Here is a 20,587-nt window from a genome sequence, read left to right on the forward strand (position 1 = left end):
CCTTCTCGCCTGCCCTGCCCCATGTCGTCGGGTGCCGGGGCGGGTTCGAGTCGTGCGCCTTCTTGGAACCGAATGATGGAGTGACTCGTGAAGAGTTCTGCCGGGCGCTTACGTGTGTCCACCGCGCAGCACGAAGTGTGGATCGCCCACCAGCTGGACACCGGCGGCGCCCGCCACAACTGCGCGGGATACGTCGAGATCCGGGGCCGGCTGGACGAGGGACATCTGGCCGAAGCGGTTCGGCGGGCCGTCGGTGAGACCGACGCCTTACGCGTCCGATTCGTTGCTGATGAAAACGGACACCCGTGGCAGTGGCCCACCGATGTCGACGCCCCGCTGCACGTCAGGGACTTCAGCGCCGAGAACGATCCGTTCCGCGCCGCGGAGGCGTGGGTGAGGTCGGACCTGACCACCCCGGTCGACCTCGCGAAGGACCCGCTGTTCACCCACACCCTGCTCCGCCTGGCCCCGGACCACTTCCTCTTCCATCTCCGCTACCACCACATCGTGCTGGACGGATACGGCCAGGTTCTCTACTGGCGCAGGCTCGCGCAGATCTACACGGCCCTCGACCAGGGGACGCCGGTCCGCGAGAAGAACGCGGCCACGCTGAGCGACCTGCTCGACGAAGAAGCCGCGTACCAGGCGTCCCCGGCCCATGAGAGCGACCGCGCCCACTGGCTCAGCCGCGTGGCCGAATGGCCCGACCGCATCAGCCTGAGTGACGGCGGGGCCGGAACGTCCCGTCCCGCCGAGCGGTTCCAGTCCCCGGTGCGGATCGCACGGATCGACGAGATGGCCGCCCGGTACGGGACGCCATGGGCGGTCGTCGTGCTTGCGGCGACGGCGGCCTACCTCCACCGGATCACCCAGCAGGACGAGATCGCCATCGGTCTGCCGGTGCGGGCCCGGACCACGCGTACCGCGCTGACGACACCGGGCATGCTCGCCAACGTGCTGCCGTTACGCCTGTCCGTACGCCCCGACATGCCGTTCCGCGAACTCGTCCGGCACGTCTCCGAGGCCACGAGCGAGGTGCTGGCGCACCAGCGGTTCCGCGGCGAGGCCCTGCAGCGGGAGCTCAGGCGGACCGGCGGCGCCGGAGAACCCTCGGGCGTGGTCGTGAACGTGGTCTCGTTCGACGGGAGGTTACGCTTCGGCGGCCTCGACGGAACGGTCCGCCAGGTGTCCTCGGGGCCCGTGCGCGACCTCTCGATCGAGTTCTTCGGAGGTGCCGACGGCGCGGACCTCCTGCTGTCGTTCGACCCCGCCCCCGAGCTGCACGACGCCGCGACCGTGGCCGCCCACCGCGACCGGTTCGCCGCCTTCCTGGACACCCTCGTCCGAGCCGACGAGCAGCTGTCCCTGGGCGAGATCGAGGTACTGACCGCCCCCGAACGTTCCCTGGTAGAGGCCGAAGCCGACGCCCACGCGCGCGAATTCGACCTCAGCCGGCCCCTCCACGAACTGATCGAGGAGCAGGCCGGACGCACCCCCGACGCCGTCGCCGCCGAGACCGAGGACGGCACGCTGACCTACCGCGAGCTCGTCGGCAGGGCCCGCGCCCTCGCCGCCCGGCTCCGCGCCGACGGGGTGGCCGCGGGCCAGGTGGTGGGTGTCCACGACGAGCGCTCGCTCGACCTGGTGGTGGAGCTGCTCGCCGTGCTCATGTCCGGAGCGGCCTACCTGCCCCTGGACCCCGAACTCCCCACCTCACGCCTGGCGTTCCAGATCGAGGACTCCGGAGCGCGGATCGTCCTGACGCGATCGGATCTCGCCGAGCGGCTCGCCGGCACCGGTGCCGAGGCCGTCGCCGTGGACGAACTGCTCCCCACACTGCCCGAGTCCGGTCCGCTCCAGGACACGGCCGGCCCCCAGGACACCGCGTACGTCATCTACACCTCGGGGTCGACCGGCCGGCCCAAGGGCGTCGCCGTACCGCACCGAGGCGTGGTCAACCGGCTCCTGTGGATGCAGGAGGAGTACGGCCTCGGAGCGGACGACCGCGTCCTGCAGAAGACGCCCTTCACCTTCGACGTCTCGGTGTGGGAGTTCTTCTGGCCGCTGCTCACCGGCGCCGTGCTCCATCTCGCGGCCCCCGGCGCCCAGCGCGACCCGCGCGCCCTCGCGGACGTCATCCGCAGGCACCGGGTCACCACGGTCCACTTCGTCCCCTCGATGCTCGACCTCTTCCTCGCGGAGCCCACGAGCCGCGACCTGCCGGCCCTGCGCCGGGTCGTCTGCAGCGGCGAGGCCCTCCGCTCCGAGACCGTGGGCCGCTTCTTCGCGCACCACGGCACGGGCCCCGAACTCCACAACCTCTACGGTCCGACCGAGGCGTCCATCGACGTCACCCACTGGCGTTGTACGCCCGAGGACGCCCACCGGCCCGTGCCCATCGGCCGGGCGGTCGCCAACACCAGCCTGTACGTGCTGGACCGCGAAGGACGCCCGCTGCCGCACGGCATCGCCGGCGAGCTGCACATCGGCGGCGTCCAGGTCGCCACCGGATACCTCAACCGCCCGGAACTCACCGCGGCGAGCTTCATCGACAACCCCTTCGGCCCCGGCAGGCTCTACCGCACCGGAGACCTGGCCGTGCTCCGCGAGGACGGCGTCGTCCTCTACCGCGGCCGGCTCGACCACCAGGTGAAGGTGCACGGCTTCCGCATCGAGCCCGGCGAGATCGAGTCCGTGCTGCTCGGCCACCCGGCCGTCGAGCAGGCGGTCGTGACGGCACCGCTCGGCGACGACGGGCAGCGCCGCCTCATCGCCCATGTCGTGCCCGACGGCGACGCCCCGGAACCGGCACAGCTCCTCGACTGGCTGCGGGAGCGCCTGCCCGCCTACATGGCCCCCGCACACTTCGTCACCCTCGACGCCCTGCCCCTGCTGTCCAACGGCAAGCTGGACCGCAAGGCCCTGCCGATGCCGGAGACGCGGACCGTACGGACCGTGACGCCGCCGGAGACCGTCGAGGAGAGGCTGCTCCACCAGGCGTGGCGCACCGTCCTGGAGACCGACGAGATCGGCGTGGACGACTCGTTCTTCGTCCTCGGCGGCGACTCCATGCACGCCATCCGGGTCCGGGCGGAGGTCGAGCGAGCCGGCCACACCTTCGAGGTCTCCGACCTGTTCCAGGGGCCGTCGATCCGCGAACTCGCCCGCATCGTCAGGCCGCTGGAGCGGCGGGAGAGCGCCGCCGACCGCGCGCCGTTCGGGCTGCTGTCCGCGCAGGACCGGCTGCTCCTGCCGGACGGGCTCGACGACGCCTACCCGCTCAGCGCCATGCAGGCGGGCATGCTCTACCACGCGGCCTACGCCGAGGACTCCTCGGTGTACCGCGTCGTGACCAGCGTCCGTGTCGCGACCCGCCTCGATCCCGACGCCCTGCGGGCCGCGATCGACGACACCGCCGCCCGCCACCCCTCCCTGCGCTGCTCCTTCGAACTGGCCCGCTTCTCCGAGCCCCTGCAGCTCGTGCACAGCCGGGTCGAGATCCCGCTGGAGACCGGCCGGGACCTCGCCGGCCTGGACGAAGAGGCCCGGTCGCGGGCCGTGGCGGACTGGGTCGAGGAGGCCAAGTTCACCCGATTCGACCCCGAGGTCGCGCCGCTGCTGAAGTTCGTGACGCACCCCTGCGGCCCGGACGCGTTCGAGCTGTCCGTGATCGAGCACCACGTCGTCCTCGACGGGTGGAGCGACATGCGCATGCTCGAAGAGGTCGTCGACCACTACCGGGCGCGCCTCACCGGCCGGGAACTGGGCCTGACGCCGGTCCGCTCGGCCTACCGGGACTTCGTGGCCGCGGAGCGCCGTGCCCTGGCGGACGAGCGGGCGCGCGACTACTGGACCGGACTGCTGCGAGGCGCCGAGCCCACCCGGCTCGTGCCCCAAGGTTCCACCGGACAGGAGCGCCCCGACGGCCCCCGGCCGGCCGCGAACCACCGGTACGACGTGCCGCTCGACGGCGACGTGGCCGCCGCGCTGCGCGCCCTCGCCGGTCGCGAAGGACTTCCGCTGAAATCGCTGCTGACCACCGCGCACCTCGCCGTCCTGCGCCTGGTCGGCGGGGACGACGAAGTCCTCACCGGCGTCGTGGCCAACGCCCGCCTGGAGGAGGAGGGCGGCGACGAGACGATCGGCGTCTTCCTGAACACGCTCCCGCTGCGCCTGGACCTGTCCTCCGACACCCTCCTGGACACCGCGCGACGGGTCTTCGACCACGAGCGCGGCTCGGCGGCCCACCGCCGCTACCCCTTCGCGCAGATGCAGCACGACGTGGGCGAGGGCCTCCGTCTCGACAGCTACGTCAACTTCATGGACTTCCACCGTGACCGGCACCGGTCGGCGGACGCTCTCATGACCGTCACGGCGGGCGTCGCGGAGACCAACTACCCGCTGGCCGCCAACTTCCTGATCGACCCCGAGGAGGGCCGGCTCCAGCTGTGGCTCGACTGCGACCTCGCCGTCCTGCCCGAGGAGTTCTGCGCGCGCCTCGCCGGCTACTACGAGCGTGCCCTGACGGCCGTGGCCCGGCAGCCCGAGGAGCGGCTCACCTCCGTCGACCTCATGGCCCCGGCCGAGCACGCCCAGCTGGTCGCGTGGAACGACACGGCCGTCGCGTACGACCCCTCGGACACCGTGCACGGACAGTTCGAGCGGCAGGCGCTGAGCCGCCCGGACGCGATCGCGGTCGCGCACCGCTTCGACGAGCTGAGCTACGCGGACCTCGACGCGCGGGCGAACCGCCTCGCGCACCACCTGCGCGGCCAGGGCGTCGGACGCGGAGACCTCGTCGGCGTGAGCCTGCGGCGCGGGACCGACCTGGTCGTCGCCCTCCTCGCAGTGCTCAAGAGCGGCGCCGCGTACGTACCGATGGACCCGTCGTTCCCCAGCGGCCGGCTCGCGGACATCGCCGCCGACGCCGGCATCGGCTGCCTGGTCAAGGGACCCGGCACACCCGACGGGATCACCGCACCGCATGTGGTGGACGTCGTCGCGGACGCGAGGACCATCGAGCGGTCGCCCGCGGCACCGCCGGAGGCCGGGGTCTCCGGCGACGACACGGCGTACGTGATCTACACCTCGGGCTCGACCGGCAAGCCCAAGGGCACCGCCCTCCGGCACCGCAACGCCGTCAACTTCTTCGCCGGCATGGACGAGCGCGTGGGCTGCGACGGCGAGGACGTCGTGCTCGCCGTCACCAGCGTCTCCTTCGACATCTCGGTCCTCGAACTGCTGTGGCCCCTCACCCACGGCGCCAAGGTCGTCGTCGCGGGCGAGCGCGTCATCGGCAATCTCGTACCGCGGTCGGAGTCGAGGGAGCGGGCCCTCGGGTTCAGCCTCTTCTTCTTCGCCGCCTCCGCGGGCGTGTCCCATCGCGAGGGCTACCAGCTCGTCCTCGACGCGGCCCGCTACGCCGACACCCACGGATTCGAGGCCGTATGGACGCCCGAGCGGCACTTCCACGCGTTCGGCGGGCTCTACCCCAACCCCTCCGTGATGTCGGCCGCGCTGGCCACCATCACCGACCGGATAGCCCTGCGCTGCGGCAGCGTGGTCTCCCCGCTGCACGACGCGGTGCGCATCGCCGAGGAGTGGTCGCTCGTCGACAACCTCTCGGACGGCCGGGTCGGCCTCGCCTTCGCCGCGGGCTGGAACTCCAACGACTTCGTGCTGCGCCCGGAGAACTTCCCCGTGCGCAAGGAGCGGATGACCGAACAGCTGGAGGAGTTCCGCAAGCTGTGGCGCGGTGAGCCCGTGCAGCGCGTCGGCGGCAGCGGCGAGACCGTCGACGTACGGATCTTCCCCCAGCCCGTCCAGGACGAGCCGCCGATCTGGCTCACCTCGGTCGGCACCGTACAGACCTTCGAGAAGGCCGGCGCCTCCGGAGCGAACCTGCTCACCCACCTCTTCGGGCAGAGCCCCGACGACCTGGCGGAGAAGATCAAGGCGTACCGGCAGGCCAGGGAGGCCGCCGGGCACGAGGGCCCCGGACAGGTCACCGTCATGGTCCACACCTTCATGTCGGACGACACGGAGCAGGCCAGGCAGCAGGCGCGGGAGCCCTTCCGCGACTACCTCCGCAGCTCCACCGAGCTGTGGCGCACCCTCTTCGCCTCCACCGGACAGGACCTCCCGGAGATGGGTGCCGAGGAGCAGATCGACGCCGTGATCGACATGGCGATCAACCGGTACTTCGAGACCTCCGGCCTCTTCGGTTCCCCCGACACCTGCGCCGAACTCGTCCGGGCGCTGGCCGCCGCCGGAGTCGACGAGATCGCCTGCCTGATCGACTTCGGCGTCGAAGCGGAGGCAGTCCTCGACAGCCTCACCTGGGTCGACCGCCTCCGCGACGCCCACGCCACCGAGGTCGCCGAGGGCGCCCACTCCTTCGCCGAACTCTGCGAACGGCACCGGGTCACCCTCGTACAGGGCACCCCCTCGCTCTTCACCGCCGTGGCCGCGGAACCCGCCGCCCTGGACTCCCTGCGAGGCCTGCGCGCCCTCCTCGTCGGCGGCGAGGCCTTCCCCTCGGGCCTCGCGCAGCGCCTGCTCCAGGCCCTGCCCGACGTACGGATCCACAACATGTACGGCCCCACCGAGACGACCATCTGGTCGACGGTGCACGCTCTCGACGCGCGACGGGACGCGACGGCCGACACCATTCCCATCGGCCGGCCGATCGCCAACACCGAGGTCCTCGTGGTCGACGGCCGCGGCCGGCCGCTCCCCGTCGGCGTCTCCGGCGAACTGTGGATCGGCGGCGACGGCGTCGCGGCGGGGTACATCGGACGGCCGGAGCTGACCGCGGAGCGGTTCGTCACCGGCGCGGACGGCGCCGGCCGGTACTACCGGACCGGTGACCGAGTACGCCGGCGCGCCGACGGCGGCCTGGAGTTCCTGGGCCGCATCGACCGCCAGGTGAAGATCCTGGGCCACCGGGTCGAGCCCGACGAGGTGGAGAGCGTCCTCTCGCGCCACGCCCAGCTCGACGCGGTCGCCGTCACCGCGATCGAAGGAGCCCACGGCACGGAACTCGTGGCCTACGTGTCGCCCGCCGACTCCCTGTCCGACGCCTCGGTGCAGGACGCGCACGTCCGGCGCTGGGGCGAGGTCTGGGAGAGCGCCTACACCGCCTCGGACGAGGTCCCGGAGGACGGCGCCGAGTTCGCCGGCTGGCTCAGCAGCTACACCGGCGACCCCATCCCCGTCCCCGAGATGCGGGAGTGGCTGGGGCACACGGTCGACCGGATCCGCGCACTGCGTCCGACAGCGGTCGCCGACATCGGCGTCGGCGTCGGACTCGTGCTCCGCAACCTGGCCGACCGGGTGGGGGAGTACCACGGCGTGGACGTCTCGCCCGCCGCGCTCACGGCCGCGGCCGCCTCCCTGGGACGACCGCTCCCCGAACACGTACACCTGGAGCAGTCCGGTCCCGAGTACCTGGCACGCCTGGCACCGGGAAGCCTGGACACCGTGGTGATCAACTCGGTGGCGCAGTACTTCCCCGGGACCGACTACCTCCGCACCGTGCTCACCGACGCGGCGCGCGCCGTACGGCCGGGAGGCGCGGTCTTCGTCGGCGACGTCCGCTCGGTCGAGATGCTGCCCGAGTTCCAGACGGCCGTGACGCTGCACAGGGCCGGACCGCTCCAGACGGTCGAGGAGATCCGGTCCGCGATCTCCCGCCGGCTCCAGGAGGAACGGGAGCTGTGTCTGTCCCCGGCCTTCTTCCACCAGCTGGCCGCCGATCTCGACGGCGTCGGCGAGGTCCGCGTCGAGCTGAAGCGGGGCCGGGCGGACAACGAGCTCTCGCTCTTCCGTTACGACGTGACCCTGCTGATCGGCGACCGGGCGACGCCCGGCACGCCCGGGCGCCGGCTCTCCTGGGACGCGCTCGACAACGGCGTCGATGGCGTGCGGAACCAGCTGATCGGCAGCGCCGAGGGCCTGCGCGTGACCGGCATCCCCAACCGCAGGCTGCTGCGGACCACGGCCGCGGTGCGCGCACTGGAGGAGACCGACGGCACGGCCACCGCCTGGGACCTGGAGCGGCTGCTGTGGGACCTGGACGACGAGACCGGGGTCCATCCGGAGGACCTCTTCGACCTGGCCGCCGAGCAAGGACGACAGGTCAGGATCCTGGCGCCCCAGGACGGCCGACTGTCCACGTTCGACGTGGAGTTCGACAAGCCGGCCCCTGCCCACGACGAAGCCGAGGACAAGCCGGTCCTCGCTCACGACGACGCCGAGGACAAGCCGGTTACCGCTCACGACGACGCCGAGGACAAGCCGGTCACCGCCCACGACGACGCCGAGGACAAGGCATGAGCCCGACCCGAGGACAAGGCATGAGCCCGACACGACAACTCGCCAACGACCCGCTCACCTCGGCCTGGGCGGCAGGACTGCGCTCCTCCCTGCGCGCCTACGCCAGGACGCACCTCCCCGACGCCATGGTCCCCGCACACTTCGTCGTGCTGCCGGACCTGCCGAAGCTGCCCAACGGCAAGGTGGACCGGGGCAGTCTGCCCCCGCTGACGGCCGAGGAGACCCCCGAGACCACCTTCGTCGCGCCCCGCACACCGGTCGAGACCCAACTCGCCCGGATCTGGCAGGACCTGCTCGGCCTGCCGAAGGTCGGCGTCGAGACCAGCTTCTTCGACCTGGGCGGCGACTCCCTGACGGTGCTGCAGATGACCGCCCAGGTACGGGAGATCTACGACGTACGCCTCGACCTGCGCCGGATGTTCGAGGACCCCACGGTCGCCCAGCTGGCGCGGATGGTCAGCTCCCAGGCCGATCCGACCGTGACCGGGGCCGGCAACCCCCGGGGCGTCGCGAGCGAGGCGATGACCGCCGATGCCGTGCTGCCGGCAGACATCGTGCCCGAGGAAGGGGCCGTACCGGCGTCCACGGGGCCGTACCGCACGGTCCTGCTCACCGGCGGCACCGGATACACCGGGGCCTTCCTCCTCCGTGAACTCCTCGACCGCTCGGCCGCGACCGTGCACGTCCTCGTGCGCGCCGACGGGCCGGAACAGGCGGGCGAGCGGGTACGGGGGAACCTGGCCGAGTACGGGCTGCTCCGGGACGGGGACGAGGAGCGCATCGTCGGCGTCCCGGGCGACACCGGGCGTCCCTACCTCGGGCTGACGAAGGGGCTGTACCACCGGCTGGCCGCGGAAGTGGAGCTGATCATCCACAACGCGGCGATCTCCAGCTGGATCGTCCCCTACGCCAAGATCAAGCCCGTCAACGTCTTCGGCGCCCTGGAGGTGCTGCGGCTCGCCTGCCGGAAGCGGGTCAAGGCCGTGCACTTCGTCTCCACCATCGGCGTGTATCCCGGACACGAGGGGGAGCGCAGCTGGGCGGAGACCCGGCTCACCGAGGCCGACCACGTCGTCGGCGGCTACCGGCAGTCGAAGTGGGTCGCGGACAGCCTGATGCTCCAGGCCCGGGACCGCGGCGTCCCGGCCCACGTGTACCGCCTCGGAGCCATCACGGGATCGCAGACCACCGGCGCCTGCTCTCCCGACACCTTCATCAACCACCTGATCAAGGGCTGCGTCCAGCTGGGCGCCTATCTGGACTACGACCTGCTCCTCGACCTCGTGCCGGTCGACTTCTGCGCGGCCACGGTCGTGCACACCGCGCTCTCCGGAGGCCGCGCCGAGGCCGTCTTCAACGTCCCCAGCGCCAGATCCGTCAGCATGAACGAGATCTTCGAGCTGATCGTGGCCTACGGCTATCCGCTGCGCCGCCTGGACTACCGGGACTGGTACCGCGAGCTCGCCGCCGCGGTGGAGCGCGGCGAGGAGAACGAACTCGCCGTGTACCTTCCGCTGTTCGGCGCCGACCAGCCGGCCGAGGAAGTGGGCTACCTGGGCAGCAGGCCGGACTTCCGTACCGACAACCTGCGCGCCGCACTCGACGGTTCGGGCATCGAGTGCCGGCCGGTCGAACGCGCCCTGTTCGACCTCTACCTCGACTACTTCGTCTCGACGGGCTTCCTGCCCGCCCCCTCCGGTGGCACCGCCCGCCCCCACACCCAGAGTGGAGTCTCGTTATGACCGCTCCTGCCGTACCCGCCTTCCCGATGCCGCGCAGGCACCCGCTGGACCCGCCGCCCCAGTACCGCGAACTCAGCGCCGAGCAGCCCGTCTTCCAGGTGCAGACACCGCGCGGCGAAGCCGTCTGGGTGGTGACCCGCCACGCGGACGCACGCGCCGTGCTCACCGACACCCGGTTCAGCTCGGATCCGAAGACCCCCGGCTACCCCTCCTACATCTCCGGCGACACCCCGCTCCCGCCCGGCTTCTTCCTCAACCAGGACGCCCCGGACCACACGCGGCTGCGGCGCCTGGTGACCCGCGAGTTCCTGATCAGCCAGATGGAGGCGAAGCGGCCGAGGATGAAGGCCATCCTCGACACGCTGCTCGACGACCTGGTGCGCCAGGGGAACACCGCCGACCTCGTGAAGCAGCTGGCCCTCCCGATGGCCGCCACCGTGATGTGCGAGCTGCTGGACGTCCCGTACGAGGACCACACGATCTTCGTGAGCCTCACGGACACGATCCTCGACCGCAGCAGCACGCCCGAACAGGCCGAAGGCGCCGCCCGCGAGCTCATGGCCTACTTCGACGGCGTGGTCACGGCCCGGGAGCAGCAGCCGACCGACGACATGCTCGGCCGTTTGGTGGCGCAGGAGGAGGCGGGCAAGCTCAGCCACGACGAGTTCGTCGGCCTGGCCGCGCTGCTGATGCTCTCCGGCTACGACACGATGGCCCAGATGATCGGCCTGGGGACCGCCACGCTCCTGGAGCACCCGGACCAGCTCGACGACCTCAAGGCGGACCCGTCGCTGTACCCGCAGGCCATCGAGGAGCTGCTCCGGTACCTCTCCATCAACCACGCGGGACTGCCCCGCGCCGCCACCGAGGACCTCACCGTCGGAGGCCAGGAGATCCGGGCCGGGGACGGCCTCCTGGTGATGATCAACGCCGCCAACCGCGACGCGGCGGTCTTCGAGGCGCCCGACAGCTTCGACATCCACCGCAAGGACCCGCAGGCGCACGTCGCGTTCGGCCACGGCTTCCACAAGTGCATCGGACTGACGCTCGCCCGCGTCGAGCTGAGCACCGTGTTCGCCGGCCTCTTCGACCGGCTGCCCACGCTCAAGCTCGGCGGCCGCCTCGAGGACCTGCCGTTCCGGCACGACATGGTGCTCTACGGCGTCCGCGGACTGCCCGTCACCTGGTGACCTCCCGGTGCCCCCAGGCCATGCCACTCACCTCACGAAGGACGCAAAGGACGCATGATGGCGGTTGAAACGGTCTTCCTCCTGCCCGGCCAAGGGGGTTACACCCCGGGGCTGTTCGCCGACGACGGCTCGCCCGAGGTCCGCGAGGTCCTCGACACGGCCGACCGGATCGCGGCCGAGTTCGGGCGCGACGGTGTCTCGCACCTCCTGACCCGTCCCGACGCGCCCTCCGCGGCGGACCTGGTGCGCGCGGACTCCTTCGCCCTGCAGCTCGCCGTGTTCACCGCGGCCGTCGGCAGCTTCCGCATCGCGGAGCGACAGGACACGCCGGACGTCGTGGTCGGGCACAGCATGGGTGAGATAGCCGCGCTGACGGTGGCCGGGGCGTTCAGCCTGGCCGACGGGGCACGGCTGGTGTGCCATCGCTCGGAAGCCCTCCTGGCGCACTGCCCGGCGGACGGCGGCATGGTGGCCCTTGAACTCCCGGCCGCCCGCGCGGCACACCTGGTGGGCGCCGTCGCCGATCGGGGACTGGCCGTCGCCGTGTCCAACGCGCCGCGCCAGACGGTGGTGTCGGGGCCCGACGAAGCGGTCGGAGTCGTCGCGCGGCTGGCCGGTGCGATGGGCGTCCAGGCCACGCGCCTGAACGCTCCCTTCCCCTTCCACAGCCCGATGCTGGGCGTCGCCGCGCACGCCTTCGGCGAAGCGATCACCGGCATCCGGCAGCATCCGCTGCGGAGGGCGGTGTACTCGCCGGTGGCAGGCGGCTACCTCCAGGACGACACCGACCTCAAGGCGCTGCTCGTCCGGCAGCTCACCGCGCCCGTGCAGTTCATGGCGGCCGTGCGCGAGCTGCACGCCGACGGCGCGCGGCGGTTCGTCGAGTGCGGCAGGGCCGGCCTGTCGGGACTCGTACGGCGCAGCGTGCCGGAGGTCGACACGACCCGTACGGCACGGACGCGAGGCGCCGAGACCGCCGCGGCCCCCGCGCCCGCGGAGTCCGCTCCGGCCGTACCCGTACCCGTACCCGTACCCGTACCCGCTCCGGCGACGGCATCCCGTCCCTCCGTCGCCGAAGTGCTGGACGAGCTGCGGGAGTTGTACGCGTCGGCGCTCGGGTATCCGGTGGAGGTGATCACCGGGGACGCGGATCTGGAGGCGGATCTCGGGATCGATTCGCTGAAGCGTGCGGAGATGCTGGGGAAGGTGTCGGCTCACTTCGGGCTCGGGGAGTCGGCCGTCGACGGCCGGTTCGTGGCCCAGCCCACCCTGGCCGACCTGGCCGACCTCATCACCTCCGTCCAGGGCACGGCTCCCGCTGAGGAGGCGGCCGAGGCGGCAGCACCCGCCGGTCCCTCCGTGGCCGAAGTGCTGGACGAGTTGCGGGAGTTGTACGCGTCGGCGCTCGGGTATCCGGTGGAGGTGATCACCGGGGACGCGGATCTGGAGGCGGATCTCGGGATCGATTCGCTGAAGCGTGCGGAGATGCTGGGGAAGGTGTCGGCTCACTTCGGGCTCGGGGAGTCGGCCGTCGACGGCCGGTTCGTGGCCCAGCCCACCCTGGCCGACCTGGCCGACCTCATCACCTCCGTCCAGCCGTCCGCGCGCTGAACCACAAGAACGGGAGCCAGCATGTCCCTCGACCTCTCCGGCCGCACCGTCCTGGTCACCGGCGCCGGCCGGCCGCTCGCCGCGTCCCTGACCCGGCGACTCACACGGCTCGGCGCGCACGTCGTGACCTGCGACGCGTATGACGAGCCCGGGATCCAGGCCGCGCTCGGCCGGGCCGAAGGCCGGCCCGGCCGGATCGACGCGCTCGTGAACGCGGTGGCCGGTGAGGGAGGGCTCAGCGACGCCCGTACGGCGACGGCCGCGGCCCTCGCCCTCATGGCACCGCACGAGCACGGCGGTGCGATCGTGCACGTGGTCACCGCGCCGCCGACACAGGACTCCGTGGCCGACCTCGTACGCGAACCGGATGCCGGGACGCGGGCCGGCATCCGCGTCAACGCCGTCGTGATGCCGGAGGACGCGGAGTCGTCCGGGGCGGAGGGCGTCGCGCAACTCGTCGGATTCCTGGTGTCCGACGACGCGTCGTCCGTCGACGGCAGAACGCTGGCCGTCGAGGGCGGGACGCAGGCGGTCGACGGGGCGCCGGCCGGGACGGCACCCGCAGACGACGCGGTCGTCGTCGTGGGCATGGGACTCGCCCTTCCGGGAGTCAGTTCGCCCGAGCGCTTCTGGGAGCTCCTGAAGAGTGGCGAGCCGGTCTTCGGCGAACCCGGGGACCGGCTGGACCTGGACACCATCTGGTCGGCGGACGCCGGCGCCGAGGACAAGACCTACTCGCGCGTGTCCGGGTTCATGACCGGCTTCGAACCCCACCCGCGCCTGCGGGACGAACTGGAATCCGGGGCCTTCGACAGCGAGGAGTACACGGCGCTGTGGCTGCGGCACTCGTTGCTCGGCGCCACCGAGAAGGTCACCATCCGGCCCGGTGACCGGCAGCTGTTCGCGGTCGGCCTCACCCCCGACGGCAGCCACCACCTGGAGCACAGCCTCGTCTCGGCCGGGGTGCGGGGGATCCTCGCCGACGCGGGGACGAAGGTGCCGGACACCTTCGACGCCCTCTACCCGCTGGCCGCCGCGTCCCCGGAGGAGGTACTGCCCTACCGGATCGCCCGCATGGCCGCCCCCGATCTGCCCGACTCCGCGGAGATCGTCGTGGTGGACACCGCCTGTTCCTCCTCCCTGTACACCGTCGACCTGGGCGTACGCGCGCTGCGCGCCGGTGAGACGGACGTGGCCCTGTGCGGCGGGGCGTTCGCGCTGAGCGCCCAGAATCTCGTGCTGTTCTCCAAGCTCCGCGGCCTGTCCCGGTCCGGCCGGGTGCGTGCCCTGGACCGGGAGGCCGACGGCGTGCTGTTCAGCGACGGAGCCGCGGTCCTCGCCCTGAAGACCCATGCCAGGGCGCTCGCCGACGGCGACCCCGTCCTCGGGTTCGTCGCCGGGTTCGGCGGATCGTCCGACGGGCGGGGCAAGGCGATCTACGCCCCCAACGCCGCGGGTCAGACGATCGCCCTCGACCGGGCATGGCGCTCCGCCGACGTCACGTCCGAGGACGTGGACTGGATCGTCGCGCACGCCACCGGTACGCCGACCGGTGACCGTACCGAGATGAGCGCGCTCACCCGGAGCGCGGGCCCGGACAAGACGTGGACGATGACGTCCAACAAGTCGCTCGTCGGGCATGCCGGCTGGGCGGCGGGAGCGGTGTCCGCGATCCACGCGCTGCTCGCCATGCGACACGAAGTCATCCCGGCGCAAAGGCAGTTCGGTGAGCTTCCCGAGGGCGTGTCGACGGCCGTGCACGTGCCGGTCGACGACGTGCCGTGGGTCGCCACGGCCGGGCGCCGTCGCACCGTCGGGGTGTCGGCCATGGGCTTCGGCGGCACGAACGGCCATCTCGTCCTCACGGACCGGCCCCCGGCCCGCGGGGTGACCTCCGCCGCCCGGCCGGCGGAGGACGACCCGGTCGTCGTCGTGGCCACGGGCACGCACCTCCCCGGCGACCCGGACGAGGAGCGCGTCGCGCGCTGGCTCTCGGGAGGGGACGCAGACTGGCCGTCGTCCTTCGGCGACAGCTACCCCCTGCCCTCCCCCGTGGAACTCCGGCTTGCGCCCTCGGCGATCGCGGCCATGGACCGCAGCCAGCTGATGGCCGTGCGCTGCGCCGACCTCCTCGCCGGGGACTGGGCGAAGGACGAGGCACTGTCCGCGCGTACCGGCGTACTCGTCGGCCACAGCGGGCCGACGCGGGCGGCTCTCGGCGCCGACCTGCGCTGCTACCGCGAGGACCTGCTCGGCAAGCTGACCGGACCCGCGGGCATACCGCCCGAGACGCTCGACGACGCCGTGCGCGCCCTGTCCCGCCCCATGAACGAGGACGCCTATCCCGGGCTCATGCCCAACGTCATCGCGGCCCGGGTGGTGCAACGCCTGGACCTGCACGGGCCGAACATGACGCTCGACGCGGGCCGCGACTCCACCAACTCGGCCCTGGCCACCGCCGTCCGCTACCTGCGGGACGGCGAGATGGACCTGGCCGTGGTCATCGGCGTCAACGCCACGACGGACCACGTGCCCACCCACGGGAGCAAGGAGAACGCGGAGGCCGCCGTCGGTTTCGTACTGACACGGCTCAGCGTCGCCCAGCAGCACGGCATGACCGTCCTGGGACGGGTGGAGCTGGCGACCGGGGACACCCCCGGCGACGCCGAGTCCGAGGGGCACGTACGGGAACGCAACTACCGCGGAGCCGAGGGCGCCGTGGCCGTCCTGCACGCCCTGCACTCCTCGCGGGAGCGGACGGTCGTCCGGCCGCTGGAGGACGGGCACACACCCGCCCTCGTGGTGACGCCCCGGCCGTCGGCCGAGGCCCCCGTGACGGAGGACGCGGGTTCCCTGAGCGGTCACCTCGCGCGGCACGCGCTCGCGCTGCGGCCCGTACCGGTTCGGACCGTCCGCCCCGGCGTGGCGGCACTGCCCGCCGGAAGCCTGGTGCTGACCGACGAGCCGGGCGCGCTGAGGGACGTCGGCGTTCCGGCGGACTGCCTGGTCGTCGCGCCCGGGACCGCACCGCGCGACGCCGCTCTGCCGTTCCCGGTGGTCCACCTCGACGAGCCGGAGGAACTGGAACGGCTGCTGGTCACGGACGGCCGGCCGTTCGGCCAGATTCGCGTGATCGTCACCGGATCGCGTGCCACCCCGTCCGGCTGGGACGTGCCGAAGCGTGTCCTGGACCTCCACGACCTGGCCTTCGTGGCGGCCAAGCACTGCGCCGCACCGCTCGATGACGGCGGCTGCCTCGCGGCGCTCGCGCTGAACGCCGTGGACGGCGCGACCCCCGTCCCCGCCGTGGGCCTCTTCGGCGGCCTGGTACGCAGCCTGTCGCAGGAGCTGACCGGCTGCCTGGTGTTCGCGCTCGTCACCGACGGCCGGGACGCGCGGGCCGGCCTGGCGCGGCTGGCCGAGGAATCCGCCGCACACCGCTCCATCCCGGTCGCCTACGACGCGGGTGGCGTGCGGCACGAGCTGATGCTGCTGCCCGTCGAGGCTCCGCAGGCCGACATGGAGCTCGGCCTGCCGGACGAGCCGGTGATCGTGGCCACCGGTGGTGCCCGCGGACTCACCGCCCACCTGGTGCACGAACTGGTGGCCGACCGTACGCCGCGCGCCGTCTGGCTGCTCGGCACGGGCCCCGCGCCCGACCCGTCAGCGACGGCCCTGGCCCGTCTGCCGCGCGCCGACGCCCTGCGGCAGCTGATGGTGCAGTACCCGGCCGAGACCCCCGCGGCGCTGAGCCGTCGCTACGACCGCGCCGTCCAGCAGCTCGAACGCGCGGGCACGCTCCAGGACCTCGAACGCTCCTGCGGCGCCGCGCGGGTCCACTACCGGCAGTGCGACGTCCTCGACGAGGCCGCCGTGCGCGCGGTCATCGACGAGATCCTGGCCGCGGAGGGCCGGGTGGACGTGCTCGTGCACGGTGCCGGCCTGGCCCGCTCCGCCGGCATCGCCCGTAAGAAGCTCGACGACTTCCGGGCGGTACGGGACGTGAAGGTACGCGGATACGCGCACCTGCGTGCCGCCCTCGGAGACCGGCGCCCCGCCCTGTGGTGCAGCGTCAGCTCCGTCTCCGCGTTCACCGGACTGCGCGGTGAGCCCGACTACGGCGCCGCCAACGAGTTCCTGCTGCTCGCCGCCGCTCACACGCGGGCGACCGAGGGTGCGGACGAGGTCGCGCTGGCCTCCGGACTGTGGGTCGAATCGGGCATGGCGTCGGCGGACACCCCGAGCGGTGCCTTCCTGGCCCGGCAGGGCGAGATCGGCCAGCTGACCGACGTCCAGGGCCGGGAGTTCTTCCGCACAGAGCTCCGCGGCCGCGGCAGCCACGGCCTGGCGACCACCTGGATCGGCGACGCGGACTGGGCGACCTTGCAGCGCGGGGCACCCGGGTTCCGCGCGGCCTGCGAGGCCGCCGCCGAGAGCGCACCGGAACGGCGGCGTTCCCCGGCACCGGGCACCGCCCGGCGGGCCTTCCTGACCGGCACCCCGCGGTACGACGGCGCGTCGGCGGCGTGGACGTTCGAGGTCGCCCTCCACGAGCACCCGTACCTCCTGGAGCACCTGGTCGACGGCCGGCCGACCGTGCCCGGGACCTTCATCCTCGAAATGGCCGCCGAAGCCGCGGCCGAGCTGGCCCCGGGCCTGTTCCCGAGGCGCATCACCGATGTCGTCCTGTCCCAGTTCATCCGGGCGGCCCGGCACCGCTGGCCGCGGACCCTGTGCGTGTCGGCCGTACGCGACGGCGACCGGGTCCACGTACGGATCACGTCACCCGCGGCCAGCCCCGTGCCCGAGCGCGAGCACTCCCGCATGGTGGTGCACCTGGCCCGCGCGCTCCCCGACGGCCCCCAGGTCCCGCCCACCCCCTCCGGCGGCCGGGACGCGCCCAACACCTACGAACTTCCCGGTACTCCGGTGGAGTTGAGCGGAGTGTTCGGCGCCCTGCACCGCCCGCGCCTCGCGGCCGACGGCGGCTCCGCGGAACTGCGCCTGACCCTTCCGCCGGGCGGCGGCGTGTTCTCCCGCTTCATCCTGCCGAGCGTCGCCCTCGACTGCCTGCTGCGTACCTCCGTACTCGACGGCAGGCAGCCGGGAGACGTGCCGGTGATGGTGCCCACGCGACTGGCCTCCGTGGACCTGTACACCCCGGCCAACGACCGGGAGTTGGCCGCCGAGTGGCCGGACGGGCTGGCACTCCGCCACTGGTTCGACCCCGCGTCCGGCGAGGAGCGCTGCGCCGTGGCCGGACCGGACGGCCGCGCCCTCATCCAGGTGACCGGCATACAGGGAGCGGAGAAGGGCACGTACGACCCGGGCACCCGCACGTGGGGTTCCGGGCCCGCAGCGCACTGAGTTCGAAAGAGACCGACAACAGCGGCACCACGGTGCCGCGGAACCATGAGGAGAACGTGATGTCAGCCGAAGCAGCTGTCGGCAGCAAGGCGGAGAACGGGCCGTCGGCCGACCGCGCCAGGACATGGACCCTGGCGCTGGCCTCGGTCGCGATGTTCATGCTGATGCTCGACGTGACCGTCGTCAACGTCGCACTGCAGGACCTGCGGACCTCGCTCGGGGCGGACTTCTCCGACCTGCAGTGGGTGATCGACTCGTACACCCTGACCCTGGCGGCCTTCCTCCTCACCGGCGGCTCGCTCGCCGACCGGCTGGGCCGCAAGCGGGTCTTCACCGCGGGCCTGGTCCTCTTCACGCTCTCCTCGCTGGCCGCGGGCCTGGCGCAGGACGTCCTCGCGCTGAACATCGCCCGGGGCGTCCAGGGCGCCGGTGCGGCGGTGCTGTTCTCCGTCGGGCCCGCCCTGATCGGCAACGAGTACCGGGGCGCCGACCGGGGCAAGGCCTTCGGGCTCTTCGGCGCCGTCGCGGGACTCGCCCTGGCCTTCGGCCCCCTGATCGGCGGCTTCCTCACCGACGCGCTCAGCTGGCGCTGGATCTTCCTGATCAACGTGCCGATCGGCGTCGTGGCCCTGATCGTGGGCGCCCTGCGCCTGAGGGAGTCGCGCGAACCGGCCGCGCACGGCATCGACTGGCTGGGCATGCTGAGCTTCGGACTCGGACTCAGCCTCCTCGTGCTCGGCTTCCTGCGGGGCGAGTCCTCCGGCTGGACCAGCGCCCCCATCCTCGGGGCGTTCGCGGGCGGCATCGCTCTGCTCGTGGCCTTCGTCGTCATCGAGAAGGTCCGCGGCGAACGAGCCATGTTCGACCTCTCCCTGCTGCGCACGCCCACCTTCACCGGCGTCTGCCTGGCCACGCTGCTGTCCAACGCGACCAGCCTCGCCGCCGTCTTCCTGCAGATCTCCTACGTACAGAACGTCCTGGGGTACTCGCCCTGGGAGACCGGACTGCGCTTCATGCCGATGATGATCACCCTCTTCATCGTCGCCGGCGTCACCGGAGGCCTCCTCGCCAAGGTGGCACCCGGCCTGCTGATCGGTCTGTCCATCGGTTTCATCGCGGTCGGCATGGGCCTCATGGTGCTCGTCGGCCCGGACGACTCGTGGACGGCGATGCTGCCCAGCATGATCGTCACGGGCATCGGCATGGGTCTCTTCAACCCGCCGCGCGCCGCGGTCACCATCGGCGTGGTGCGGCCCGAGAAGGCCGGCATGGCCTCCGGCATGGGGGAGACCTTCCAGCAGGTCGGCGTCGCCGTCGGCGTCGCCGCCTTCGGCGCGCTCTTCCACCACAAGGTGGTCGACGCCTTCGCCTCCTCCGCCACGGGCACGCAGCTCGGCGGAGACGCCGAGGGCGTCGCGCAGCAGGTCGCCACCGGCGGCACCTCCGGACTGGCCGACGCCGTGTCCCCGTCAGTACTGGATCAGGTGACGGCGGCGGCCCGCTCCGTCTTCGTCGACGCCCTCGGGGAGGTCATGGTCGTCTGCGCCGTGGTCGCCGCCGTGGGCGCGGCCATCGCCTTCCTCAGCATCCGCAGCCGTGACCTGCACGAGAGCGCGCGGAGCGAGCCCGTGGCGCCCACACCGGAATCGGCCACCGCCTGACCACCGCGCACCTGCGCACACCCGCAAGCCTGACGAGAGGAATTGGGGCGAATCCCTATGCGACAGACCGTGAAGGTGGTCGGAATCGGGGGTTCGCCCCGGCCGGATTCGACAGCCGAGCGAGCACTCCGCGTCGTCCTGGCCGCAGCGGAGCGGCAAGGAGCGGAGGTGTCGCTCATCGGCGGCGCCGAGCTGGTGATGCCGCTCTACGACCCACGGGACGAACTCCGCTCGGCGCGGGCGCTCCGGCTGGTGTCCGAGATAGCCGCCGCGGACGGCCTCGTCCTCGCGAGCCCCGCCTACCACGGGAGCATCTCGGGACTCGTGAAGAACGCCCTCGACCACGTCGAGGAACTGCGCGACGACACCCGCCCGTACTTCAGCGGGCGGGCCGTCGGCAGCCTCGCCGTCGCCCAGGGCTGGCAGGGGGGTGTGTCCACGCTGGCCGCACTCCGCGACGTGACCCATGCGCTGCGCGGCTGGCCCACCCCGCTCGGTGTCGTGGTCAACACAGGGACGGCCGGCTTCGGCCCGGACGGCGACTGCACCGATCCGCACCTGCAGCGCCAGCTGGAGACCATGGCGACGCAGGTGGTGGACTTCGCCCGGATGACCGTCCTCGCGTCGCCCGCGCGGGACGCCGCCGGCGCCGAGGCCCTGTCGCCGGCGGGGAAGTGAC

At 72.4% G+C, this 20,587-nt stretch carries 7 protein-coding genes; all 7 read left to right on the plus strand.

All coding sequences use genetic code 11. From position 1 onward, the window contains the following. The first annotated feature begins 114 nt into the window (after positions 1-114). Genes ACN9M0_RS34900 through ACN9M0_RS34930 form a run of 7 tightly spaced genes read left to right on the plus strand, consistent with a single transcriptional unit; the run spans position 115 to position 20,586 of the window. Entirely contained in the window at positions 115-8,337 is an 8,223-nt protein-coding gene (locus ACN9M0_RS34900; RefSeq protein WP_426404870.1) for an amino acid adenylation domain-containing protein, read from the plus strand. Between the two features lie 20 nt (positions 8,338-8,357). Then, complete coding sequence (locus tag ACN9M0_RS34905) at positions 8,358-10,079, plus strand: thioester reductase domain-containing protein (RefSeq protein ID WP_366041974.1); 1,722 nt, start codon at positions 8,358-8,360, stop codon at positions 10,077-10,079. Continuing rightward, complete coding sequence (locus ACN9M0_RS34910; RefSeq protein ID WP_366041973.1) at positions 10,076-11,269, plus strand: cytochrome P450; 1,194 nt, start codon at positions 10,076-10,078, stop codon at positions 11,267-11,269. The genes ACN9M0_RS34905 and ACN9M0_RS34910 overlap by 4 nt, the downstream gene beginning before the upstream one ends. Before the next feature lie 54 nt (positions 11,270-11,323). Further along, the gene (locus ACN9M0_RS34915) at positions 11,324-12,880 is read left to right on the plus strand and encodes an acyltransferase domain-containing protein (RefSeq protein ID WP_426404871.1); all 1,557 of its coding nucleotides are present in this window, start codon (positions 11,324-11,326) and stop codon (positions 12,878-12,880) included. Between the two features lie 21 nt (positions 12,881-12,901). Further along, complete coding sequence (locus tag ACN9M0_RS34920) at positions 12,902-18,247, plus strand: SDR family oxidoreductase (protein ID WP_426404872.1); 5,346 nt, start codon at positions 12,902-12,904, stop codon at positions 18,245-18,247. A gap of 59 nt (positions 18,248-18,306) precedes the next feature. Then, the gene (locus tag ACN9M0_RS34925; RefSeq protein WP_426404873.1) at positions 18,307-19,908 is read left to right on the plus strand and encodes an MFS transporter; all 1,602 of its coding nucleotides are present in this window, start codon (positions 18,307-18,309) and stop codon (positions 19,906-19,908) included. Positions 19,909-19,965: 57 nt separating this feature from the next. After that, positions 19,966-20,586, plus strand: coding sequence for an NADPH-dependent FMN reductase (locus ACN9M0_RS34930; protein ID WP_366041968.1), 621 nt, complete (start codon positions 19,966-19,968; stop codon positions 20,584-20,586). Position 20,587 lies beyond the last annotated feature (1 nt).

This window comes from Streptomyces sp. R-07, assembly GCF_049913175.1.
Classification (GTDB): domain Bacteria; phylum Actinomycetota; class Actinomycetes; order Streptomycetales; family Streptomycetaceae; genus Streptomyces.